Below are 25,396 nucleotides of genomic sequence, written 5' to 3'. Positions count from 1 at the left end.
AGGTCAAAAGTCTCAGGAATTCGGAGCAAATGGAGATGATTTGAAACGAAGGCAAGTCGGATAATCTGTGCGAAAAAGCGCCGTCCGAGTAGTTATCCGAGCACTTACATGGTAATCTTCTCGAACATTAACCGGAAGTCTCTCTACTAAGTTGAGACTTACAGTTCCAGAAGAAGAATTTAACTGGAAATCCTCCTTTTAAATTTGGATTTACCGATCCGAAAAGAGGATTAACGGGAAATCCTCCAGCTAAATCATAGCTTTTGGTCTCATAACCGCTTGAAATAGTAAATTAGTTGGAGCTTTTCCCGTTAGTTAGGCGATAATCTGCGAATCCGCTGAATTAGTGGGAGGTTTTCCTGCTAATTCAGCGTAAACAAGCCGGGCTGAGTACTTACATGGTAATCTTCTCGAACATTAACCGGAAGTCTCTCTACTAAGTTGAGACTTACAGTTCCAGAAGAAGAATTTAACTGGAATTCCTCCTTTTAAATTTGGACTTACCGATCTGAAAAGAGGATTAACGGGAAATCCTCCAGCTAAATTATGGCTTTTGGCCTCATACCCGCTTGAAACAGTAGATTAGTTGGAGCTTTTCCCGTTAGTTAGGCGATAATCTGCGAATCCGCTGAATTAGTGGGAGGTTTTCCCGTTACTTGATCAAATCAAGCTGCATCTGACCCCAGGAATCTAGCTGGAACTAACTTATCCGGCTCGTTTAGAGTTAGCGACTGGCCGGGGATCACAATAAAAACGGGCTCCAGCACTTAGCCGGGGCCCGTTCGTTTTCCGTAAAGTTGAATTATCCCTCGCCCACGATATCCCAAGGGGTGGGCCGGTCATAATATGTATCGCACAGCTTGAATTCGCTGTCCCGATAGAAGCACCCCCGGTCCTCCATCGCGCCGCGGACGGACATGCGGGCGAGGTCGAGCATGTTGTGCTCGCGGCTGAGATGCGCCAGATACGTCCGCTTCAAGCGGCCGTTAAGCAGTTCGCTCATCAGCTCCCCCGTCGCCTCGTTGGACAAATGCCCCATGTCCCCGAGAATCCGGCGCTTGATGTTCCACGGGTACCTTCCCATACGCAGCATCTCGATATCATGATTTGCTTCCAGTACCAGCACGTCGGAGTCGCAGATCGCTTCCTTCACTTTATCGCTGGCGTATCCGAGGTCGGTGCAGACGCTCAGCTTCTCTTTGCCGTCGTAGAAGCAGTAGCCCACCGGCTCCGCCGCGTCATGCGAAATCGCAAAAGATTCCACCCGCATCGAGCCAAAGTCCCGATGCTCTCCGGTCCCCAGGATGCAGCGCTGATCGTCGGCAATTTGCCCAACCGCCTTCTCCATCGCCATCCAGGTCTTTTCGTTGGCATACACCGGAAGATTGTATTTCCGGGCAACCACGCCGATCCCTTTGATATGGTCGGAATGCTCGTGCGTGACCAGGATTCCGTTCAATGCCGTGCCGGAAACCCCGCGCTCCATCATCAGCTCGTCAATCCGCTTGGCACTGAAGCCCGCGTCTATCATCAAAGTCGCTTCTCCATTCGTGACTAGGGTAGCGTTCCCCGTCGATCCGCTCGACAGCACCGAAAAACGTAGTCCCATATCCCCCATTACTCCTTTGCTTTCTCTGTGTTCGGGCTTATGACATCCCCGCTGATTCCCTGTACATAATACTCTTTGCCGCTCTCCAGCATAAACCGCCACGCCGGCGACGCCGGCAGATGGGCATCAGAGTCAAACACCTCGCCGTAATACCCAAGCTCGACCTCTGTGACAACCGAACCTTCCGGCAGGAAGTTCTCGATCAGATTGCCAAGCGCCTTGGAAGCCGAAAGCACCCGCTGGGGCTTTTCTCCTTCAAGGTGCGTGATTTCGATCGCCTGATGGCGGTACGAAATGATCTTCTGATTGCTGTTGTAGAGCTTCAGCTCAATTTTGAACAGAGGCCACTTGCCGTCCACCAGCGGGTGAAGCACGAAAATGTCCGAGCTGCTGGACGGTTCGTCATAACGATAATTCCCGATATCCGGCAGGCTCGGCTTCAAGGCCTCGGTCAATTCCCGCGGCGTAAAAATCAGCTTGCTGTCCACCGGCTCGGGAAGATCGATCATTTTATCCCCCGACTCGGCGTCAACGAAACGATAGGCGATTTTCGGCAGCTCGGGGGTGTCGTTCGGAATTTTGGCGAGGACGCGAATGTGCTTGTCGTCCATCGCTTTTTGCGTATTGTTCTCGAGGGAGGTGATATCGAGATTGGAGTCCGCCTGCTCCCGCAAATCGTTCCAAAGCTGATAGCCCAGCACCAGGTTCAGCAGCAAAAAAGCGTAAATCAGCACGTTTTTCGCCCGGCCCCAATCCATAATTTCGCCTCCCTTCCCTAAAATATTGTCATTCCCGCCGCCTGCTTTAGTTCAGCACCCGCGTTGCCCCGTTGCTCAGTTCGGCGACCCACATCGGCCTCAGCAGCAGCCCTTCTTTGGAGAGCGATGGCACGTAGGCCGGGTATAATCCCGAGATTCCCGCTTCCGACTGAAGCTTCTCTACCTGCGCCTTAAGGTCTTTGCCGCCCGGCAGCGTAACCACTTTTTTTGTCCAGCTGCCTCCTGTGCCGTAGATCAGTGACCGCTCATAGCCCGTAACAGTCCCCTGTCGAACCTCCAGAGTAATCGCTCCATAATGGAAGCCAGCCAGATCGATGATCGGAAAAGAGCCATATTGACCCCCTCCGTAATACTGCTGGAACACGACCCGGTTCAGCTCCTCGTCCAGACCGCTCGCCTGCTCCAGACGGTACTTTCCGCTCCAGCCGCCGTGCTGGTTGACGAAGTCCACCGCAGACAGTACGTTTTTCCCCGGACTGTCCTCACCGGTTGACGGCGCCGCCGGGTCCGTATAATTGATCCAGTTCCGGTCCTGCTTCACCTGCAGGCTGCGCCGGCTGTCCGTATAAATCTCGGAACCGTCTTTTTCGCGGATATAACGGGTGATGCTGGGGTCGAAAAACAAGCTGCGCTGCATTTGCTCCGTCGAGTACAGGCCGATATCGAGCCCGGTCTCGATCATTTCGATCGGCTCTTCCGGTATATAGAAACCGTTCACCAGCGAATAACGGGCCCAGCCTTTGCCGAAATCGACCTGCTGCTGAACGTCTTGTACGGTCAGGTCGGCTTTGGTAGCCTCATACACGACATCGCCTTGCGAGCTGAAGAAAAAGACCCGCACTTGATCTTCCGTCCCCGTGTTATAGATAAAAATCTTGTTGATGTTTTCCCCCTCAAACAGCGCGTCGGGTGTAATCTGCATGACTTTCTGCAAAAGCGCTACCGGCACGCCGCCGCCGAACTGCATCTCGATGCCGACGTTCTGGCTGCGGATTTCGTTCCAATTGATGTTCTCGATGGAATAGCGCTGAAACCCGTCGAACTGGCGGCCTTTGAGGCGCGAATAAATCAAATTATAAAACGTCGAGCCCGGATAAAAAACGGTGTGCTGATCTTTTCCCAAATGAACGGCGATCTGTGCCGGGAAAATCAGCTCTTCCGCTTCCGTGGGCTGACCCATGTTCTCCGTAGGAATATATTCGTTCTCCGACTTGACGACCGGATCGCTGCCCGGCAGCTGGTAGATCAGAAAATAACTCTGAACCAAGCTGCATGTCACCAGCAAAGCGAGCATCAGCGATTTGACTCTTTCCTTCACTGCGACTCGCCTCCTTGTTTCTGCTGGGGTAACGTGAAGGTGACTTTGGTGCCTTTGCCAAGTTCGGATTGTAAAGAGATCGTGCCGCCGTGGGCTCTGACAATTTCCCGGGCAATGGATAAGCCGAGGCCCGTCCCGCCCATATTGCGCGAACGCGCCTTGTCCACGCGATAAAACCGCTCGAAAATGCGGTCCAAGTCCTTTTTCGGAATGCCAATCCCGTTATCCTGCACCGAAATGGCCAGCTGCCCGTCCTCCGCTTTGCGGGCTTCCACCGCAATCGTCCCGCCTTCCGGCGTATACTTCATGGCATTGGAGATCAAATTGTCGAGCACCTGGTCAATCTGATCCCGGTCCATCCAGGCCGTCTCCACATCGTTGCCGATAAAAATCGTCGGCTTAATATCCTTTTCCTGCATTTGGAAAGAAAACCGGTCGGCAACCTCCTCCAGCATCTCCATCACACCGGTCGGCTGCTTGCGCAGCTGCGCCTCCTTGGAGTCCAGCCGCGACAGGTGCAGCAGGTCGGTAACCAGGCGAATCATCCGCTCCGTCTGATTCTGAATGACGGAGGTAAAGCGCGGCCCCAGCTCGGGGTCCTGCAGCGCTCCGTCTTCCAGCGCTTCCGTATAGCTCTTGATCGTGGTCAGCGGCGTTCGCAGCTCATGCGATACGTTGGCTACGAACTCCCGCCGGGAAGCCTCCAGCTTCTCCTGCTCGGTGACGTCCTGCAGCACGGCGATCGTGCCGCTGATCCCGAACTCCCGCCGGTGAATCGGCGTAAACGTCACACGGATCAAGAACATTCCACCCTCCGGAGTGTCGTTCTCCAGGATGGTCGAATGCATCGTCCCCTGCTCCAGGACATCGCGTTCCGCAGGCGGCAGATGAAGCAGCGAGATAATGTCGGTTCCGCCGACGACCGCCCCTTCCTCCACCTGCAGCATTTCGCTCGCCCGCCGGTTCATGAGAATGACCGTTCCGGTCTCGTCCGTCGCGATCACCCCGTCGCTCATGTTCGTCAGAATCGAAGCAAGCTTCTCCTTCTCTTCCTCGTTTTGCGCCAGGGCGTCGCGCAGGCGGCTGGTCATGTAGTTGAACGCTTTGCTGAGCTGGCCGATCTCATCGCTGCCAAGCACCGGCATCTTCTGGTGAAATTCCCCTTCGGCCACCATGGTCGCGCGCCGCGTCAGCTCTTTGATCGGCGACGTTATTGTATGCGCCAGAATGACGCCAAGCACCGCCGTTAACCCCAGCGCCAGCAAAATCCCGGATATAAAAATATTATTAATCCGTTCCATCGTGCTATAAAGCTCGCTCATCGAAGCGGCGATATAGATCGCGCCGACGATTTTGCCCCCGGTAACCACCGGCTTGGCGACGACTTTCTTGCGAACGTTATCGTCGTCGATGATGTATTCCTCGTTGTCGCGAATGCCCTGCAAAGCGCGGTTGACTACCGTCTGCGTATTCTTCGTGCCGACATAATCGGCATGGGAAGGCTTCGAGGTCGTCAGCACTTTGCCGCTTGCGTCGAGCACCTGTATTTCCGCTCCGTTAATGTTGAACAAATTGTTGACCAGCACGCGCAGATTCTCCAGCGATTCTTCCGCCGATTCTCCGGTCACCCCCAGGTTTTGTGCCGCCAGCACGGAGAGCAGCTCCGCCCGCTCCTGCAAATCCTTCGTGAAATTGCTCGTGAGCGAGTTCTTCATGGCGCTGACAAAATAAACCCCGATGAGCTGCATCGCGATCAATATCAGCAGCACGTAGATGATGATCAGCTTGGCCTGGATCGTGCGGAAAAAGGAAGGCAGATTCATCTAGAATCCACCCGCCTTGGAGCTGCGCATCATATATCCGAGTCCCCGCCGCGTCAAAATATACTCCGGCTTGCTCGGATCCTTTTCGATTTTTTCCCGCAGGCGGCGGATCGTCACGTCGACCGTCCGTACGTCGCCAAAATACTCGAACCCCCACACCGCTTGCAGCAAATGCTCACGGGTCATCACTTTGCCGGCGTTTTTCACCAGGTAGTGAACCAGCTCGTATTCCCGATGCGTCAGATCCAGCGGCTCGCCGTTCTTATGGACCGTATACATGTCCGTGTCGATAAACAGCTCAAACAAGCTGATGCCTTGACGTTCTTCCGTCCCTTCCTGGGCGGCCGGCTTCTGCTGGCGCCGCATTTGCGCCTTGACCCGGGCGATCAACTCACGCGCACTGAACGGTTTGGTGACATAATCGTCCGCGCCCAGCTCAAGCCCCAGCACTTTGTCGATCTCTCCGTCCTTGGCCGTCAGCATAATGATCGGGGTTTGCAGCTTCGCGCGCACCTCCCGGCACACATCCATGCCGTCCTTGCCGGGCAGCATCAAATCAAGCAGAATCAAATCCGGCTGCTCGGAAAACGCCAGCTCGACCGCCTTAATCCCGTCGAAGGCGAGCACGACTTCGTAGCCCTCTTTTTCCAAATTGAATTTCAAGATATCCGCGATGGGTTTCTCGTCATCCACCACCAAAATTTTACCTTGCATGATCGAATTCACCCCATACCTTCAGCCTTTGGCCAATCTCCCTCTATCTTACCATATCAAGCAACCATACAGCCATCCGCCGTCAGGAATGGGAACTTTAGGCACACCGGTTCCGCGTATCCCGCAGCGCATGAAAAAAACCGAGCCAGCCCTGCGTTCTCTTTCGAGAATCCGCATGTGGGCAGCCCGGCTGCTTTTATTTTCGTAAATGCCGATGTTAGGGTAGAGAGATTCATTTACAGGTACTTCATCGGGTTTTGCAGGCTTCCGTTCTTATGAATCTCAAAATGAAGATGAGTGCCGGTCGAACGTCCCGTGCTGCCCATAACGCCGATCTTGGTCCCCTGTTGGACGACCTGACCTTTTTTCACGCTAATCTTGCTTAAATGGCCGTATAACGTTTCGTAACCGTTTTTGTGGTCGATGACAATGCAGTTGCCGTATCCGGTTTTCTGGCCTACAAAGGAAACTACCCCGTCATCCGCGGCAAGAATGGACCGATTGGAGGAGATCATATCGATGCCTTTATGCAAGTCGCCCCAACGCACGCCGTAGCTGCTGGTGATCCGGGCGCCGGTTACCGGCCAGGCGAACTGCCCACTTCCTAAACCGACGATCACTTTCGTGCCTCTCACAACGATTTTGGGCGTTGACGCCTTTTTGACATCCTGGCCCAGCCAGTCCTCGGCTACCACTTGACCGTTCTCCTTGGTAAGGCGGTAGTGCATAGTCTTTAAACCGCTGGAACCGGGGGAAATTACCTTCGATTGCCCTGCCCGCATATCCGGACTTTTGCGAATAATGACCTGCGGCTCCGTCACGATATCCTCGGAAACCTTCTCCACGGTAGTCACGGTTATCGCCGACTGCATGGCCCGAATGTTCAGCATCGTTCCGATTTGCATAGTAAGTTCTTCGACTCCCGGATTGTTGCTGAAAAGCTCTTTTTGCGTGATATCATAACGGGCCGCAATCGACGAAATCGTGTCGCCTTCCTGCACCTCGTACTGGATTGCTTCTTTATCGCCTTGAATAATCCGCTTAACGGCCTCTTCGGTGGTCAATACTTTGGTTGGGCTGGTCACCACGGGAGCTTCGTCGACGGTTTCGTTGATCTTGACCGACTCCAAAGTATCGCCGTTTCCGCTGCCCGCTTTGGCGGATGGAGTCCCCCCGGTCAATTTCACCTTGGATGCGAGACTGTTTGAAGTTCTCGGCATGTATTTACCCTTCACTTGCTCAATCACGTCTTTGGCCGCTTGCTCGCTGCTTACGGTGGCCACGACTTTGCCGTCCACCTTGATGTCCACGCCTTTGGCGTATCCCGTCAGCATCCCGTACAGCTTGTTCAACGTCTCATCCGTATTCACTTCGGCTTTATACGCCTTTTCAGGCTTGGTCGTAATGCCTTCCGTATGAACCGCCATTTCGACCTGCGGGTATTGCTGCTTATATTCCTGCTCCTTACGATCGATAAGAGCCTGCAATTGCGCTTTGCTGGAAATCGTGCCGACTTCTTGGCCGCCCAGATAAACCCGATAGTAAGGAATCGTATTCGCATTTACATATTGTTGCTCGGCAAAATAGGCCGTGCCTATAATAAGAACAGCCGCAACAGCTGTGATCGCAATGATCCGCCGCTTGCGGTTTCGACTTAAGTCTACATCTGCTTCCGATACTTGAGTGGATATCTCCTGATCGTTTTCCGGGTGGCCGTTTTTCGCTGGCCTGGACGAAAGGTCGCCCCATAACTTCGAAACCCTTTCCCTGAAACCTTTCATACTGATCTCCTTTTCCCATCGACTCTCTTCGACATAAAATAGTTTCAAAATTTTAACCTTTTTTCACTATTGTTTACTTTAACACAGGCAAAGGAGCGATTTCAACCATCGGTAAAAAAGCGAAAAACCCGCACGTGGTGCGGGTTTCAATGCGAATTATAGTGAATTCCGGGGTCGGCACGATATTTACAATCATGTGAATGTTAGCGCTACCAACCTCATTTTAAGGGGAATTCTATCATTTTTTCAAAATATCCATCACCTTGGCATATTCTTCTTTGTCTAAATGTTTGGACAATATTTGCTCGATGTTGATCATTTCCTCTTCCGTCAATCCGCCTTCCAGCGCTTCGGTCATCGTCTGCATATCTTCCTGCGGCAGCTTGTTCATAAGGATGGAGAATACCTCCTCCTTGTCCTTGTCCGGCAGTTCGTCCTTTTTCGCAATCAGATCGTCCGGCGTTACGACGACCTGCTGATCCTGACCGAGCGTATCCTGACCGGTTTCTCCGGAGATTCCGCCCATTGCGGGCACCGAATCCTCCGGAGCGGTTTTGTCCGACCCGGATCCGCTGCCCGCGCCCCCCGATGGGCCCTGCAGGTTTGAGCCATCGCCGTTGTTCGCACCCGTCGTGCCGCTGCCGTTTGCCGCTTGGGCTCCATCGGTATCAACGCCCGATTGCGGGGTTCCGTTCTCATCGTCAGCTCTGGGCACCCCCCCAGCCGTACTTCCGTTGTCGCCTTGGACATCCCCGTCACCCCCGGAATCCTCTCCCGAAAGGTCTTCCTTACTTCCGTCGCCGGCCTGATCCCCCGACGGATCTTTCGAATCCGATACCTCGTGATCCCCCTCCGCCTTGGCGTCCCCGCTTCCCCCAAACCCAAGCATTCCTTTCATGATGCCGCCAAAGGTCGGGGCTTGTCCCGTTACGGGTATGTTATAACTGCCGAGCAGCGACTGAATGTACGAGTTCACCACGTATCCCGTTGTCATTACCGTCAACAGGCTTACCGCGACGATCGTGACGACCAGCCTTGCCAGCCATGCGATCCATTTCATGCAAGTTTCCTCCTTCTGCCTCTGCAATGTCCGCCAAATAGCAGATTCAAAGACTCTACTCTAGTTCCAGTATGGACGACAGAAGGAGATTTCAACCTTATTTTGCCAAATAAGCCTCAGGTTACGTCTAGCATGGTACTTCTAACGGATCTCAGAGACGTTATTTACCGGTTTTGAGCCATTTTCGGATTCTAACGAACTCCAGTGCCCTTATTTGCTTAACAATCCGCCAAAACACCGCTGTTTCAGCTAAATAGCGCATCCTGAGTCCGTTAGAATCCACCGGCGTCGGTTTTGTCACAAATAGCGCGTGCTGGGTTCGTTAGAGAGATTGGTAGACAAACCCCGTCTGCTCTCAGGTTGTTAGATCCGGGATGATAGTATCAGTCGCAGGAATAACCATCGGGCGAATATCCCCCATCCTACCCAGGACATCCGTCGTTGGAGATGAGACATGGGCCAATTGGGCATCCGGCTTTTAGTATCCGGCTTTTAACGCCCGGCACCTCCTGCACCTTTCGCATCCCGCGGCCTTTCCCATTCCGGCAAATCAACCGGATGCGGCGCTACGCTACTCCTCTATGGCAGCCGTAGACACCGCTGCAGCCGTTTTCTTTCTCTTATACCGGCGGTCGCTGATCAGAGCCAACGGAATGCCGATGACGAGCAGCCAGCCGGAGAATACAAACGCGCTGCCAAAAGCGTCCGCCGCTGCCTTGCGGTAGCTCCCCACAATCCCCGGAATCAACCGCTGAATCTCCGCGCCCTGCTGCTCCATGGCCGCCTGCTGCGCCGCACGTTGATCTTCCGGCAGCTTGGACAGAGCTTGTTCCGTTTCCTTCGCCATCGCCCCGGAAATCTGCTTCTGCAAATCCTCCGCCGACACCGAAAGCGACGAAGACGAGTCGTTATCCATTTGCCCCATCATATCAAGCATTTGCTGCTTGACCGGCGGAGCAAGGACGGCATTCGCTTGAATCGTGTCCGCCGCGGTCTTCCGGACATCCTCCATATTCCCCGTCAACTGCGTCTGCAGCACCGTAACGATGATTGCAACGCCAAGCACGCTCCCCAGCGCTTTAGTCATGTTCACCGCTCCCGAGGAAATCCCGACCTTCTCTTCCGGCACGTTGCGGATCGTCGAAGCCATTACCGGAGCCATCGTCATGCCTAATCCGAGCCCGGCTAAAATTAATCTCGGAATCACATCCGCTGTGGTCGAAGCCGCGTCCAAACCGCTGAGCCAGTAGTTCGCCCCGATCATCAGCGCCACGCCCGCCGCTCCGAAATAGCGGGCCCCGAATTTATTGGACAATGGCCCGAAGAGCACCGAAGAAACCATGGAGGACAACGCCAGAACCGACAATATGAGGCCGGCTTTGAGCTCCGTCATCCCCAAAATACGGGTCAAGTAAAAGGAGGCCAGGAAAGAAAGGTTGCTGATGCCCGCGCCTACCACCAGCAGTGTTAACGCCGCCCCGCTGAACGGTCTGATCTTCAGCAGCGACATGGGCAGCATCGGTTCTTTTCCCCTCCACTCCACCAGAAAAAACACAATGCTGAGAAGTCCGCCCCCAACCAGCAGCAAGATGATCGTTAGCGAATCCCATCCGAGGTCGTTGGCCTTAATCAACGCATAGGTGAAGCAAAACATCGCCCCCGTAATGCTGATCGTCCCGGCGTAGTCGATTCTTTTGCCCGATGTCGGATCATAGGACTCCTTGAGCAGCCATATAGAAAGCAGAATGCTGATCACACCCAGCGGAACGTTTACGAAAAAGATCCACTGCCAGTCGAACTTCTCGGTCAGGATTCCGCCCAGCGCCGGTCCGCTCGCAGCCGCCAAACCGGCGATGCCTCCCCATGCCCCGATGATCGTGCCATGCATCTCTTTCGGGAACAATTCCGTCGTGAGCGGGACAGTAACGGGCACGATGATTGCCCCGGCCAGCCCCTGGATAATCCGCAGCGTGATCAGCAGTTCCATGGAATTGGAAAACCCGGCCAGCAATGAAGCCAGCGAGAACAAAAACAGTCCGATCAAAAAAACTTTCTTGCGGCCAAATTGGTCGGCGATCCGCGATGCGGTCAGGATAAACACCGCAAAAGCCAGATTATACCCGTTCATGATCCAGGATATCTGAGCGACATCCCCGCCGAAATGCCGGCTGATCTCCGGCAAAGCCACGTTGACGATCGTTGCGTCGAGCAGCGCCATGAAAAACCCGATCACGATGGCGATAAACGCAAGCGTCCGGTAAAGCTTGATATTCATAAAGCTCCACACCCTTCTCCAAATACGAACCTTAGTTCATGTTTAGATTATATGAACCTTAGTTCATGTTTGTCAATAATAAATTGAACTTTAGTTCATATTTAAATTTGACGTTCCGTCCATTGTTTTTTACAATCGAATTAAAGGAGCGGTTGAACGTGAACGAAAATGATGAAAAAGTAAGGCGCCCCCGGCAAAGCCGAAGCATCAAAACGAAGGAATCCATTCTGGCCGCCGCGATGGAGCTGTTTTCGGCAAAGGGCTATCATAAAACCAACACCAAGGAAATCGCCGCCCTGGCCGACGTATCTATCGGGAGCTTTTATTCGTATTTCGTGGACAAGCGGGCGGTCTTTCTCGAGGCGCTGAAGCTTTACAATTTAGAGTTCCATGATCGCCTGAACCAATACCTCGGATCGATGACGCTGGAAACCGGTGATCAACGTGCGGAGCTCAGCCATTTGATCGACAGCATGATCGTGGCGCACGGCGTGTTTACGGAGTTTCACAGCGAGCTGGAGCTCATGTACCATTCGGATAGCGAAGTTAAATCATTGATGGACGCCCAGTATCAACTTGGAAGGGATATGACGAGGGCGTATGTTCAAGAGTGGAAAAGCGAACTGCGGGTTACCGATCTGGAAGCCGCTTCGGTTGTCATTTTCGAGCTGTTTAACCGGATGGTGGACATCATGGTATTCGGACAGAATATTATCGACCCGGTCCGGCTCAAAAACGAAGTGGTCGATATGGCGATCAGATACTTGTCTAAATCCTGAAACGACAAAATTGAGCGTAAAAAAGCCGTTCCAAGAGCGATTGGCGCAATCTCCATAAGAGATGTCCCATCCTCTTCGAACGGCTTTATCTTTTTGCGTACCTTTTAACTAGTCCTATAACCGATCCGGATTACTCGTAAATCGGCAATACTTGGTTCGTTTGGCTGCGGTTGCGGCCTACCGAGAAAATCGCGATCGGCACGCCGGTCAGCTCGGATACGCGTTTCACGTAATTGCGTGTTGTCTCCGGCAAGTCCTCCAGCGTTTTGGCTCCGGTGATATCCTCGGACCAGCCCGGAAGCTCCTCATACACCGCTTCGCATTCCGCCAGCATTTTCAGGCTTGCCGGATAGTGAGTGATGACTTCGCCGCGGTATTTGTAACCGGTACAGATTTTAACGGTCTCAAGGCCGGTCAATACGTCGAGCGAGTTCAGCGATAACCCGGTCAGTCCGCTGACACGGCGGGCATGACGCACTACCACGCTGTCGAACCAGCCTACGCGGCGCGGACGCCCGGTTACCGTGCCGTATTCATGGCCGGTCTCGCGGATGAAATCGCCGATTTCATTCTTGAGCTCGGTCGGGAACGGACCGTCCCCTACACGGGTCGTGTAAGACTTGGCCACGCCGATGACTTGGTCGATCTTCGACGGACCTACGCCGGACCCGATGCACACGCCGCCGGCCGAAGGATTGGAAGACGTAACGAACGGATAGGTACCTTGGTCGATATCGAGCATAACCCCTTGAGCACCCTCGAAAAGCACTTTTTTCTCCGCGTCGATGGCGTCGTTGAGGACAACCGAAGTATCGGTCACGTATGGACGGATGGTTTCGGCGTATTCCAAATATTTGTGCAAAATATCTTCAACGTCCAGCGGCTCCGATCCATACACCTGCTGGATGATATGATTCTTCTCTTTCGTCAGATGGCGCAGCTTGAGCTCGAACTCTTCCGGATCCATCAGATCGGCAATCCGAATGCCGCTGCGTGCGGCTTTGTCCATGTACGCCGGTCCGATCCCTTTGCGGGTCGTGCCGATTTTGTTGGGACCCTTGCGATCCTCTTCAAGTGCGTCCAGTACCATATGATAAGGCATAATGACATGCGCGCGGTCGCTGATCACGAGATTTTTCGTGCTGAAGCCGCTCTCATGGATGTAATTGATCTCTTCAATCAGCGCAGCCGGATTCACGACCATCCCGTTTCCGATGACGCATCTCTTATCCGAGTAAAAAACGCCGGACGGAATCAAGCTGAGTTTGTACTTCTTGCCGTCGATCAGAATGGTATGACCGGCATTGTTGCCGCCTTGATAACGGGCCACCACATCGGCGCTCTCCGCCAGATAATCCGTGATTTTACCTTTACCTTCGTCTCCCCATTGCGTGCCTACAACGACTACCGTTGACATGTACATTCCCCCGCGCGGTGCAAGTCAGCACCTTTATTTGAACCATGCAAAAGGCAGCCTCAGCTTAACCTTCCAACAAATGCCCGGACCCATACCGGAACCATCGCGAAAAGCGGAGCCGTACGCTGCAAATCAACCCTCTTCACAACAAACATAAAACTATGACAAAACAAGTCAGTTCACCGCTTTCAAGCAGCAATACCAGTTTATCAGTCTCTTTTTTCAAAGTCAAATCGAAAAACGAACAATTTTTGCCGATTCTACGAAAATTGTTCGGGATTACAACGGGTTCTTTTCTGTTTTGACAGTCAGTCTCCGAATAAATATTGAGCCCCTTAAGAGAACGGGTGCAGTCAATAGCCTTAACTCCATAGTTCGCCTCAACGGCTTACACTCATGCAACTAGCAGATCGATCCGGAAATAACGTGATTCGTCTGCCGGCAATGCCCCCGTGGCTAAGGGCACCCTATGGTTAATATACTCCATAAAAATAGCGGCACTTTATGGTCTTATTCTCCGGATTCCAGCGTGTTACGCGTCATTAGGGGCATTATAGGGTCTTATTTTCCAACGAACGGTGCAAAAAGCGGCCATTTCCCGGCGATTCAAGAAAATAGCGCCCTTCATGTCTTCTATTTCGCGAAAAATGAGGGATATCGTCCCAATAGCACCCTTTTGTTCCCCTATATAGGCTTCTGAGATGCTTCTGCGTTTGCCAACAGGCTAATGGGGGCTTGGCCCGTTCGCTCCTCCAGAAAAAAAGAGACCGGCGCCCGCCAGTCCCTTCCCTCATTGCTATTACCGCCACAAGCGCCGTTACCCCGCGAACGCGTCCGCATGCGAACGCTCGTAGTTGGCGAATTTATTGAAATTTTTCAAGAACACCAGCTCGACCGTTCCGACCGGACCGTTCCGCTGCTTGGCGATGATAATTTCGATAATGTTCTTCTTCTCGGTTTCCTGATTGTAATAATCATCCCGGTAGAGGAACGCTACGATATCGGCATCTTGTTCGATGGAACCCGATTCCCGCAAGTCGGACATCATCGGACGCTTGTCCTGACGTTGCTCGACGCCCCGGCTCAGTTGGGAGAGCGCAATGACCGGCACTTCCAGCTCCCGGGCAATCTGTTTGAGCGTCCGGGATATTTCCGAGACCTCCTGCTGGCGGTTCTCGCCGGGTTTCCCGCGGCCGTGGATCAGCTGCAGGTAGTCGATCACGATCATGCCGAGCCCTTTTTCCTTCTTCAGACGACGGCATTTGGAGCGGATATCGGCAACCGTGATCCCTGGCGTATCGTCGATATAAATCTCGGCCTCCGACAAAGCCGCAATGCCCATCGTCAGCTTCGCCCAGTCATCGTCGCTCTTGAAGTCGCCCGTCCGCATCACGCCGGCGTCAAGGTTGGCCTCGGCGCAGATCATCCGCTGCACGAGCTGCGGCGCGGACATTTCCAGACTGAAAATGGCGACGGTCTCTTTGGCGCGAACCGCGACATTTTGGGCGATGTTCAGCGCAAACGCCGTTTTACCCACGGAAGGCCGGGCCGCCACGATGATCAAATCGTTCCGTTGGAAACCGGACGTCATTTTATCGAGATCGACGAAACCCGAAGGGATTCCCGTCGTGTTCCCGCGGTTTTGGTGAAGCACCTCCACCCGCTCGAACACTTCCATCAACACATCGCGAATGGCAATAAACCCGCTGCCGGAACGGCGGTTGGAGATCTCCAAAATCCGCCGCTCGGCGTCGCTCAGCATTCCCGAAACGTCCTCGCCGCTGGAATACCCGTCGCTGACGATTTGCGTCGCAGTGCGAATCAAACGGCGCAACATCGACTTCTCCTCGATAATGCGCGCATAATAATCCACATTGGCCGCCGTCGGCACCGCATGGGCCAGCTTGGCCAAATAGCTGACGCCGCCGATATCCTCCAGCTCGCCGCGATCCTGCAGCTTCGCCGTCAGCGTCACGAGGTCGATCGGCTGATTGTCTTCACCGAGCTGTACCATCGCGTCATAAATCAGTTGGTGCGGCTTGTCGTAGAAATCCTCGGTCCGAACCCGCTCCATCGCGGTGATCAGCGCCTCCGACTGCAGCAGCACCGCACCGAGCACCGCTTGCTCCGCTTCGAGATTTTGCGGGGGGATCCGATCGAAAAACAGATCTCCGCTCATTTTATTCCTCCGTTATATGAACCTTCAGCGACGATTTCACTTCCGGATGAAGCTTTACCGCAACCTGAGTCACGCCCAGCGTACGGATCGGATCATGCATTTCGATCTTGCGCTTGTCGAGCTTCACGCCGCTTTTCTCCAGCGCTTCGGCCACCTGCTTGCTCGTAATCGCACCGAACAGGCGTCCGCCTTCACCGGCTTTGGCTTTCAACTGAACGGTCATTTCCTCCAGCTTCTTGCCAAGTTGAACCGCGTCTTCCTTCTCTTGATCCTTGCGTTTTTGTTCCGCCGCCGTTTGATGCTCCAGCGTCTTCACGTTACCGTCCGTAGCCAGACGAACCAATCCGCGCGGCATCAGGAAGTTCTGTGCGTAGCCTTCCGATACTTCTTTGATTTCCCCTTTTTTCCCTTGACCCTTCACGTCTTTCAGAAAAATTACCTTCATTCGAATAACCCCTCTTCCTTCTCTATTTCATCCAGGACGGCGAGCAGCTTCTTCTCCGCTTCCGCCTGGGTTCCTTCCAGCTGTACGGCGGCGTTCGTTAAATGCCCGCCCCCGCCAAGCCGCTCCATCACGACTTGAACGTTGATGCTGCCGAGCGAGCGGGCGCTGATGCCGATCAGCCCGTCCGGCCGTTCGCTGATGACGAACGAAGCGAGTACGTTGGTCATATTCAGCAGCGTGTCCGCCACCTGGGCGATCAGCAGCTGCGGAATTTTGCGGTTCGGCTCCGTCACCGCCAGCGCAATATGCCCATGAATCATACGGGCGTGCTTGATGATATCGGCCTTGGCGATGTATTCCTGCAGGTCTTCCTTCAGCATCCGCTGCACCATCACCGTATCCGCACCCAGCCGGCGCAGGAACGCCGCCGCCTCAAACGTCCGCGAACCGGTATGCAGCGCAAAATGCTTCGTATCGACCGTAATCCCCGCAAGCAGGGTCGTCGCCTCCAGCGGGCTGAGCTCGACCTTCTCGTGAATGTACTGGAGAAGCTCGGTGACCAACTCGCACGCCGAGGAGGCGTACGGCTCGAGGTAGACGAGCACCGCGTCATTGATGAATTCCTCGCCGCGGCGATGGTGGTCGACCACCACAACCCGGCTGGCCTCTTCCACCAGCCGCGGCTCCATCGTAATCGATGCCTTATGCGTATCGACGACGACGAGCAGGGTATGCTGCGTCATCATGCCCATCGCCTGCTCCGGCGAAATGAATCGCCGCATCAGCGCCTCTTCCTTGCCGATCCGCTCCATCAGCCGCTGGATGCCCGGATTCGGCCCGTCGAGGACAATATGGGCCTCGACCTTGTACATATCGGCGGCTTTCAGCACGCCGATGGAGGCGCCAAGCACGTCCAGGTCCGGGACGCGATGGCCCATGATGATGACGCGGTCGCTCTCCTGCATCAAATCGCGCAGCGCATGCGCGATGACGCGGGCGCGGACGCGCGTCCGCTTTTCTATGGCGCCCGACTTGCCGCCATAGAAAGAGAGCCGTTGACCGGCCTTCACGGCGGCCTGGTCCCCCCCGCGCCCGAGCGCCATATCCAGACTCGACTGGGCGAGTTCGCCCAGCTCGCTGAAGCGCTCGGTGCCAAAAGCGAGGCCGATGCTGAGCGTCATCGGCACCTTTAGGTCCGCGGTCATCTCGCGGACCTCGTCCAGGATCACGAACCGGCTCTGCTCCAGTTCGTTCAGCGATTTCTGATTCAGAATCATCAGATATCGCTCGGAGGACAAACGCCGCAGGTACACGCGGTACTGCTTCGCCCATTCCGTGATCGCCGTGGCGACGTGGGCGATCAATGCCGTGCGCTGCTGGTCGTCCATGCCCGCCGAGGCCTCGTCCAAATTGTCCAGCAGCACGATGCCGAGCGCGGCTTTCTCATCCTCGTAACGCTCCCGCAGGATTGCCAGTTCCGTCATGTCATGAATGTAAATCAGCCGTTCCTCGAGATCGACCGACAACTCGTAGAACCGCTGATTCACCATGACTTCGACCATGAACCGGCCGCCGGAAGTATCCTTTTTGTCCCGGGTTAAAGACAATTGAGGAAGCAGCTCGGAAAGCGGCTGCCCGACTACCGTATCTTTACCGAACATCCCGCAGACAAACCGGTTATGCCATTCCACGGATCGGTCTTCGCTGAACAGCATAATGCCGAAAGGCAGGCGGCTGACCGCCTCCCCTTCCACGCGTTTGACACGGTAATTCAAATCGGTCACATAGCGGACCAGCTCCTTGCGGAAGCGCCGCTCCGCCTGCAGCAGGCTGTACGAGAGCACGCCAACCAGAACCAGGCTGACGAGACCGAGAATCCAGTTGTAATACGAGACGAATATGACGAGCAGCAGCTCAAGCATGGATACCCATACCGTTTGATAACCGTGCCAACGCTTTTGCAGTAAATTAGGCATGCCCTCTCACCCTATCGTCTTGATCTAGTAATCATGTCACGCAGCGGAAACGCGATGTCGAGAATCCCGATGATGCGCAGCGGCGGCAAAAACAGCATAACCACGACGAGCAGCACGGGAAGCACCGGATTCCACTTGCGGTGATAAGCTACAAAGAAAAAGAAGCTTGCCGTCTGAATCATAAAAAAGAACTGCAGCAAAGGCATCATGTTCAGCAGGATGGTGCCCATAAATCCGTTTTGAGCAGCGGTCCCGGCAATCATCTGAATCAGCAGACCGATCAGATAATACCAGATCAGCGAGCGGGGCAGACGCCATTCCCGAATGGGCGCAAGCTTCGGCACCGCGTGTCCCAGGCTGCTCAGCGTAGGTCTTGAAACGGCATGAGCCACCATGGCGATGACCAGCGAACAGACGATCATCGTGAATGGAATCATCCGCACCGTCAGATTGGAGAACTGCTCACTCATCTCCGGAGACCAAACCACGCCCCCCGAAATCGAGCTGTCGGCCATGTTCTGGAGCGGCGCCACCGCGTTATTGATCAGATCCTCAATCGCCGAGGCCAGATTAAAATCAAAAAACACCGTGCTTACCAGAAGCACGAGCAAAAATTCCAGGAGGATCGTTCCCGCCCCCATCGCAATCGTTCGCAAAGCCGAAGCTCTTTTCTTATATAAATGTCCCATGACAATCGCAGGGATAAGAAAATACGCGGCCTGCAGCAGAATAAACGGCCCGAATACCAGGGTAGCGATAATCCATACCGGGGCTATGTACAGGACAAACGCTCTGGCTGACAAAGTCGTATATAGCAGGACGCCCGGCACAATTAGAAAAAAGGCCGTTATCACCGTTAGCGGAGTAGCGAGCGATAGCAAAAGAAGCAGGTAAATGATACTCCATGCAACTGATGTCCAGCGCAACTTCAATTGGGTTCACCTCTTACGCATATGTTCTTCAAGTGTTGAAATATCCTGGTACCAATCTTCGAGCTGATGACCTTCCTCTTTGTGTTTCTTTAACTTCTCCAGGATTTCATCATCCAAATCTCGAAAGGAAACCCCAAGTCTGCGCCCCAATATATAACTGCTGACGATCAGACTGGCAAGACTGTCCGTTACCCGTGTCGTACTGCCTTCCCACAAAGCTTTAAACAAACGGGATACGTGATCGACTACTTCCGTTTTCAGCCATTCAATCACTTTGGCGCGTTTGGCCACATCCATTTCCCTTTGCATGGCGGACAGCTTCCACCCTCCCTGAAAAAAGCTTTATTCTTCATTATAGCATAACCCCAGGCTTCAAGGGACCTGGGAGCCTTGACTATTTTACCGGCCCGGACAAGTCCTTTGTCACGAATTTTTCGCAATATTCGATGATTTGGCTCCGCCGTACAATCCCGATGAACCGTCCCCGGTCATCTACGACCGGAACAAAGTTCTGCACCTTCGCCAGATTGATCAAATCCTCCATATCCGCATCGATGGAAACGGGCTTTATTTCCATTTTAAGCGGAATATCCTTCAGCAGATATTTTGAAGCGGTCTCAAAAGTGGCCTTGCCTCCAGAATTTTTCATGTACCAGAGCAAATCGCCTTCCGTCACCGTACCGACGTATGCCCCATCTCTGTCAATAATCGGAACCGCCGTATACCGGTGGTATTCCATCCGTTCCAGCGTCTGCCGCAGCGTCGAATCGAGCGTCACCGTGACCACATCATTTTTCGGCAGTAAAAAAAACGCAATATTCATGGGAACAGAAATCCTCCTCGCTTTTCTTAAGACTCCCCTATTTGATACGTTTCGAAACGGGAAAGGTTCTCTCTATTTAAAATATGATGGCTATAAAACCGTCATTCTTGCCCGGACGGTGCCACAGGTTGGTCTATTTCCCCGGCCGCCGGGGTTCCTTCCGATTCTGCGGAATCCTTCTTCGAAACTGCGTCCCTAGCTTCCGGGGTCAGCAGTTGATCGGTTTCGGTGTCCGGATTGCTCCAGCTTTCGATCATTTGCTTGGCAAAAGCCAGGTCCTCTTCATCGGCCGCATCATAATAGATCCCGTTCTTTCTCATACCCGTGCCCATGATCGTGAAGCCGTCAATTTGCGGACGTTCATCCAGCAGCACCTGCTTCGACAAATCGATGATAAAGCTCGGCAGCATGTCCGTCTTGAAGTTTTCGCCCAGCATATTCATGAGATCGGGGATTTTCGAGACCTGATCCAATTGGAGGACCCGATCCACGATCGCGCTCAAAAACTCCTGATGACGTTTTGTCCGGTTAAAGTCGCTGTCCTCCCGGTATCTGACGAAGTCCAGCGCTTCCTCGCCATTATAGAGAGGTTTATTCGCCTTAATGGTAAACTTCTCGTGGTCTTTCCCTTTATTGACGATGTCCTCCGTAATCGGCAGCTCGATGCCGCCAAGAGTGTCTACGACCTCGCGCAAGCCCTTGAAATTAATCGCCGCGTAATAATTAACCGGGGAGCCAAGGAAATGCTCCACCGTATCTTTGGCCATTTTCTCGCCGCCAAACGCGTAAGCATGATTGATCTTGTCCTCTTTATCCCTGCCGACGATTTCGGTATACGTATCGCGCGGAATCGAAATGAGCAGCACTTTGGAATCCTCCGGGCGAACAACGGCATATATCAGCGTGTCCGAACGGGCCGGCTCCTGATCCCGCTGGTCAACTCCGAGCAGCAGCACGCTGAATGGATCCAGCTTCTTCTCTTGTACGACCGGCTTTGGCTCTTCACCCTCAAGCGGAGCATAAGACTTTTGCAGTTTCTGTTCGACCTTGCCGGAGAGGAAGAGGTCAAATGCCATCACGGCCAGCGGCTTGCGAAACACATATGCTCCCGATCCGAGAATCGCTACAATCAAAAGCGCGATCAGCGCTCTTTTTCCTCTATGCTTCTTTTTTGGTTTTTCCGTTTTTGTTCTTCGTAACATGTTGAACCTCCAATGCTGCCTTCAATGAATAATAATCGATCCGAATCTATGACGACATGCTAGATTTTGATTTCATAAAATAACTCTATCGTCTCGTACTATACCACATCCGCGATTTTGGGTTCAACAATGTCCTGAAAGCCCCAGAATTGGCGCGTTTTCCGGATGCCTTTTTACTGGTCTCATGCCTATGCAAAAAATAGAGGCCCCTCTCCGAAGAGAGCGAGCCTCCATCCTATATTTTCTTGTCCGATAGACTTCCCGGCCAAGATTAGAGCAGATTTGACGCTATTGACAGCGGGAAATGGCAGGCCACCTGACGACCTTCCCCCGCTTCGGTCAAAATCGGTTCCACCTTGGAACATTTCTCCTGGACAAATGGACAACGGGTATGGAACCGGCAACCCGACGGCGGATTCGCCGGAGACGGCACATCCCCTTGCAACACGATCCGTTCCTTTCTGCCTCCGGGCGACGGTTTTGGAATCGCCGACAGCAATGCCGCCGTATAAGGATGCAGCGGGGAAGCGAACAGCGTCTTCGTCTCCGCCACTTCAACCAGCTTACCCAAATACATGACGCCTACCCGATCCGATATATGTCTGACGACATTCAGGCCGTGGGCAATGAACAGGAACGTCAGCCCAAGCTCCTTTTGAAGCTCCATCAACAGGTTGATGACCTGGGATTGCACGGATACGTCCAGCGCCGACACCGCTTCATCAGCCACGATGAACTTGGGATTCAGCGCAATGGCACGGGCAATCCCGATCCGCTGACGTTGACCGCCGGAAAATTCATGCGGGTACCGATTGCGACGCGACGCATCCAGCCCTACCAACTCCATCAATTCAACGACCCGTTTATCGATCTGCTTCGCGGACATATTGCGGTGCACGCGAAGCGGTTCCCCGATAATGTCTTTAACAAGGAATCGCGGATTTAAAGAGCCAAACGGATCCTGAAAAATAATCTGCATCTCTTCGCGCAGCTTCCGCAGGTCCTGACCGCCCATCAAATGGATGTCACGGCCCTTGTACAATACCTCGCCTCCGGTCGCACCCTGCAGCCGCAAAATGACGCGTCCAAAGGTAGACTTGCCGCAGCCCGATTCGCCAACCAGTCCGAAGGTTTCGCCTTTGCGGATCGCCAGCGAAACGTCATCCACGGCTTTTACTTGACCAACCACCCGGCTGAGCAGTCCTTTGTGAATCGGGAAATATTTCTTTATGTTGCGGACATCGACCAAGATATCCTCGTTCGTCTGTGCAGATGGCGCGTTTAATACATTGACCGTTTCCGTTGTCATGCCCGTTTCACCTCATCCCTGACGCTTGTTTCTTCCGCCAACGGCTTATTTTCAAACAACCAGCAGGCGGCCCGGTGATCTTCTCCAACCAGGAAATTCGGTGGCTCCTGCTTCCGGCAAATATCCGTGGCGTTCGGGCAGCGCGGATGAAACCGGCAGCCGCTTGGAAGCTGACCGATCGGCGGAATCGTACCTTGAATCGTGTACAGCTCCCCGCCGCGTTCTCCTTCCAAACCCGGAATCGACTGCAGTAAGCCAATCGTGTAAGGGTGACTCGGGTCGGCAAAAATAAGCTCAACCGGTCCTTCTTCAACAATCGCCCCTGCGTACATGACCGCGACACGATCCGCCATTTCAGCGGCCACGCCCATGTCGTGCGTAATAAGCAGAATCGACATTCCCAGTTCGGCTTGAAGCTTCCGAAGCAGATCCAGGATCTGCGCTTGTACCGTAACGTCGAGCGCTGTTGTCGGTTCGTCCGCAATCAGCAGTTCCGGATTACATGCCAGCGCAATCGCGATGACAACCCGTTGGCACATCCCCCCGGAAAGCTCATGGGGATATTGTTTGGCCCGGATTTCCGGAGCCGGAATGCCAACCAATCGAAGCATATCGATGGCCATTTTCCAAGCTTCATCGCCGCTTTTGTTCTGATGCAACCGAATGCTCTCGCTAATTTGCTCCCCTACCGTGAATACGGGATTCAGCGCCGACATCGGGTCTTGAAAGATCATGGCAATTTTATTGCCGCGGATGTCGCGCATTTCGTCCTGACCCTTTTCCGTCAGGTCCTGCCCCTGGAAATTAATGCTTCCCTCCATAATAATGCCGCCGGCATAATCAATGAGCCGCATGATGGCAAGCGAAGTGACGCTCTTTCCGCTGCCCGATTCGCCTACCAGACAAATGGTTTGGCCTTTATTCAAGTTCAGCGAAATCTGGTCGGTCGCTTTGACCAGCCCCTTCTCCGTCACAAAACCGGCGGTCAGTTTGCGGATTTCGAGTAATTTTTCCGCCATTGGTTCAGCCTCCTCCGGGATTTGGTCAAGCCCTGTCTAGGATCAAGCGCATCACGTATTCCGTCGCCGATAAAGTTAACGGCCAATACAACCAGCAATATGCATAGGCCCGGATATACGGCCTGCCACTTGTCGATCAACATAAATTCCTGCGCGTTGCTCAGCATGACCCCCCAGCTTGTCGCCGGAGTTTGTATCCCGAGTCCGAGATAAGACAATGCCGATTCGCTCAAAATAGCGGACCCTACCATCAACGTCGCATTGACAATGATCGGGAAGCTTGAATTCCGCAGCAGATGCCGGAAAATAATCCCCCAATTTGAAACCCCAATGGCCTTCGCCGCTTCGACATACTGCATCTCTCTCAGCTGAAGGAATGTGCCCCGAACCAATCTCGCAATACTCATCCAACTTGTAAACGTAAGGATCATAATCATGTATTTGATTTCCGAACCGAAGATGGACAATACCAAAATGTTCAAGAAAATCGTAGGAACCGAGTTCATAACGTCAACCAGACGCATAAATACAGCATCAACCCATCCGCCAAAATAGCCGGAAATCGCTCCGATAATCGAACCGATACATACGGAAGCAAGGGCGACGGTAAAACCGATCATCAGCGATATGCGCGCACTGTACAGCAGCCTGGTAAAAATGTCGCGTCCAAGCTCATCCGTACCGAGCAAATGCCCGTCGGTACCCGGCTTCAGATTCGGAAACATCATGTCAATCCGAGTCGGGTCATATTTGGTGAGTATTGGCGCCAAAATGGCCGAAATCACAAAAACCAGCAATACTACAAGCCCGGTCATCGCATAAGGATTACGCGAAAACTTTTTCATAAGCATCAGCCAGGGACCCGGCGGCTTCTTGGAAAGTGCTAACGGTTCAGAATCTCCGCTACTGGTACCTGAATCGAATCGAGGGGACTTAGCCGGTTCAGGGGCCGGACTGGTTGGAAACTCCATCTTCAGTTCACTCATGCCGCTTTACCCCCTTTTCCACCCAACTTAACCCGAGGATCCACCACGGCATATAAAATATCCGCCAACAGGTTGCCGATGATAACCACAACCGCGGTTACGATTGTGATGGCCATCAGTACGGAATACTCCCGCTGCGTTGCCATCTCCACATAAAGCCGCCCCATCCCCGGCCAGTTAAATACGTTTTCGGTAAGCGCCGCTCCCCCTACCAGGATTGGCAAATCAAGCCCAAGAATCGTGATGATCGGAATCAGCGCGTTGCGCAGCGCATGACGGAACACCACTTTTCTCTCCTTAACGCCTTTTGCCCGAGCGGTACGAATATAATCCTGATCCAGCACCTCCAGCATACTGGATCTCGAATACTTAATGTAATAAGCGAGAAAGCCTAGAGACAACACGGTTACGGGGAGCACCAAATGCATGAACAAGTCGGCGATGCTTCCATCCTTGCCTCTGCTGTGCATATCGGAAAGCGGAAACCAGTCCAGGCCAAGCGATAACCACTGCTGCAGCAGTATACCAAACCAGAAGCTTGGCATGGCAAAACCTATATACGATATAAATGAAGCCGTCTGGTCGGATATTCCATATTCTTTCGTACTATTATAGATCCCCCAAGGAAGAGCGATGATCAAAGAAAGCAGCCAAGCGGCTCCCATGAGAATAAATGTATTGCCGATACGAGGCCACAGCAAATCGCCCACCGGAAGATGGTTTTTGAATGTATAGCCCAAATCGCCTTTCAACAGACCGCCAACCCAATGCACATATTGCACGGGAATCGGTCTATCAAGACCTAAATTGTGCTTTTGCTGCTCAAATATTTCCGGAGAAAGACCAGGGGATAACATAACTTGAGTCGGACCGCCCGGGGCAGCATGGATGAGTAGAAAGGTTAGGATCGTGATTAAAAAAATTACGAGTAATGATTGCAGCAAGCGACGGATCAGATATTCTGTCATCG

At 53.4% G+C, this 25,396-nt stretch carries 21 protein-coding genes; 1 reads left to right on the top strand and 20 read right to left on the bottom strand.

Annotated features, from left to right (window positions below):
• Positions 1-802: 802 nt before the first annotated feature.
• The 8 genes from ACI48K_RS17335 to ACI48K_RS17300 form a co-directional block, all read right to left on the bottom strand.
• Complete coding sequence (locus ACI48K_RS17335; protein WP_475028872.1) at positions 803-1,609, bottom strand: MBL fold metallo-hydrolase; 807 nt, start codon at positions 1,607-1,609, stop codon at positions 803-805.
• 8 nt (positions 1,610-1,617) lie between these two features.
• Positions 1,618-2,367 carry a two-component system regulatory protein YycI gene (gene yycI, locus ACI48K_RS17330; protein WP_475028871.1) on the bottom strand — a complete coding sequence of 250 codons (750 nt, stop codon included), beginning with the start codon at positions 2,365-2,367 and terminating at the stop codon, positions 1,618-1,620.
• A 46-nt stretch (positions 2,368-2,413) separates the two neighbouring features.
• Positions 2,414-3,706, bottom strand: coding sequence for a YycH family regulatory protein (locus ACI48K_RS17325; protein WP_475028870.1), 1,293 nt, complete (start codon positions 3,704-3,706; stop codon positions 2,414-2,416).
• A complete protein-coding gene (gene walK / locus ACI48K_RS17320; RefSeq protein WP_475028869.1) occupies positions 3,703-5,529 on the bottom strand; it encodes a cell wall metabolism sensor histidine kinase WalK in 1,827 nt (608 codons plus the stop codon). Before walK ends, ACI48K_RS17325 begins: the two co-directional genes overlap by 4 nt.
• Positions 5,530-6,243, bottom strand: a complete 714-nt coding sequence (gene yycF, locus ACI48K_RS17315; protein ID WP_475028868.1) for a response regulator YycF — start codon at positions 6,241-6,243, stop codon at positions 5,530-5,532.
• A 236-nt stretch (positions 6,244-6,479) separates the two neighbouring features.
• Positions 6,480-8,024, bottom strand: coding sequence for a peptidoglycan DD-metalloendopeptidase family protein (locus ACI48K_RS17310; protein WP_475028867.1), 1,545 nt, complete (start codon positions 8,022-8,024; stop codon positions 6,480-6,482).
• Positions 8,025-8,262: 238 nt separating this feature from the next.
• Positions 8,263-9,084, bottom strand: a complete 822-nt coding sequence (locus ACI48K_RS17305) for a hypothetical protein (protein ID WP_475028866.1) — start codon at positions 9,082-9,084, stop codon at positions 8,263-8,265.
• Between the two features lie 571 nt (positions 9,085-9,655).
• A complete protein-coding gene (locus ACI48K_RS17300; RefSeq protein WP_475028865.1) occupies positions 9,656-11,359 on the bottom strand; it encodes an MFS transporter in 1,704 nt (567 codons plus the stop codon).
• 158 nt (positions 11,360-11,517) lie between these two features.
• Here ACI48K_RS17300 and ACI48K_RS17295 point away from each other — a divergent pair, with 158 nt between their 5' ends.
• On the top strand, positions 11,518-12,138 hold the full coding sequence (locus ACI48K_RS17295; protein ID WP_475028864.1) for a TetR/AcrR family transcriptional regulator: 621 nt from the start codon (positions 11,518-11,520) through the stop codon (positions 12,136-12,138).
• 130 nt (positions 12,139-12,268) lie between these two features.
• Here ACI48K_RS17295 and ACI48K_RS17290 read toward each other — a convergent pair whose 3' ends face one another.
• The 12 genes from ACI48K_RS17290 to ACI48K_RS17235 form a co-directional block, all read right to left on the bottom strand.
• Complete coding sequence (locus ACI48K_RS17290; protein ID WP_475028863.1) at positions 12,269-13,555, bottom strand: adenylosuccinate synthase; 1,287 nt, start codon at positions 13,553-13,555, stop codon at positions 12,269-12,271.
• A gap of 817 nt (positions 13,556-14,372) precedes the next feature.
• On the bottom strand, positions 14,373-15,734 hold the full coding sequence (dnaB, locus tag ACI48K_RS17285; RefSeq protein ID WP_475028862.1) for a replicative DNA helicase: 1,362 nt from the start codon (positions 15,732-15,734) through the stop codon (positions 14,373-14,375).
• A gap of 1 nt (position 15,735) precedes the next feature.
• The gene (gene rplI / locus ACI48K_RS17280) at positions 15,736-16,179 is read right to left on the bottom strand and encodes a 50S ribosomal protein L9 (protein ID WP_475028861.1); all 444 of its coding nucleotides are present in this window, start codon (positions 16,177-16,179) and stop codon (positions 15,736-15,738) included.
• On the bottom strand, positions 16,176-18,155 hold the full coding sequence (locus tag ACI48K_RS17275; protein WP_475028860.1) for a DHH family phosphoesterase: 1,980 nt from the start codon (positions 18,153-18,155) through the stop codon (positions 16,176-16,178). Before ACI48K_RS17275 ends, rplI begins: the two co-directional genes overlap by 4 nt.
• A gap of 11 nt (positions 18,156-18,166) precedes the next feature.
• Entirely contained in the window at positions 18,167-19,087 is a 921-nt protein-coding gene (locus ACI48K_RS17270; RefSeq protein ID WP_475028859.1) for a DUF2232 domain-containing protein, read from the bottom strand.
• 6 nt (positions 19,088-19,093) lie between these two features.
• Positions 19,094-19,396 carry a MazG-like family protein gene (locus ACI48K_RS17265; protein ID WP_475028858.1) on the bottom strand — a complete coding sequence of 101 codons (303 nt, stop codon included), beginning with the start codon at positions 19,394-19,396 and terminating at the stop codon, positions 19,094-19,096.
• An 85-nt stretch (positions 19,397-19,481) separates the two neighbouring features.
• On the bottom strand, positions 19,482-19,910 hold the full coding sequence (locus ACI48K_RS17260) for a CBS domain-containing protein (RefSeq protein ID WP_475028857.1): 429 nt from the start codon (positions 19,908-19,910) through the stop codon (positions 19,482-19,484).
• 101 nt (positions 19,911-20,011) lie between these two features.
• Positions 20,012-21,112: an LCP family protein gene (locus tag ACI48K_RS17255; RefSeq protein ID WP_475028856.1), complete on the bottom strand. Its 1,101-nt coding sequence runs from the start codon at positions 21,110-21,112 to the stop codon at positions 20,012-20,014.
• 271 nt (positions 21,113-21,383) lie between these two features.
• Positions 21,384-22,421, bottom strand: a complete 1,038-nt coding sequence (locus ACI48K_RS17250) for an ABC transporter ATP-binding protein (RefSeq protein ID WP_475028855.1) — start codon at positions 22,419-22,421, stop codon at positions 21,384-21,386.
• Positions 22,418-23,440: an ABC transporter ATP-binding protein gene (locus tag ACI48K_RS17245; RefSeq protein WP_475028854.1), complete on the bottom strand. Its 1,023-nt coding sequence runs from the start codon at positions 23,438-23,440 to the stop codon at positions 22,418-22,420. The genes ACI48K_RS17250 and ACI48K_RS17245 overlap by 4 nt, the downstream gene beginning before the upstream one ends.
• Positions 23,407-24,426 (bottom strand): ABC transporter permease, encoded by a 1,020-nt coding sequence (locus ACI48K_RS17240; RefSeq protein WP_475028853.1) that lies wholly within the window; start codon positions 24,424-24,426, stop codon positions 23,407-23,409. Before ACI48K_RS17240 ends, ACI48K_RS17245 begins: the two co-directional genes overlap by 34 nt.
• Positions 24,423-25,394 carry an ABC transporter permease gene (locus ACI48K_RS17235; protein WP_475028852.1) on the bottom strand — a complete coding sequence of 324 codons (972 nt, stop codon included), beginning with the start codon at positions 25,392-25,394 and terminating at the stop codon, positions 24,423-24,425. The genes ACI48K_RS17240 and ACI48K_RS17235 overlap by 4 nt, the downstream gene beginning before the upstream one ends.
• Positions 25,395-25,396: the final 2 nt, after the last annotated feature.

The sequence above is a fragment of the Paenibacillus terrisolis genome (assembly GCF_056171975.1).
This window is presented reverse-complemented; position numbering and strand designations above follow the sequence as displayed.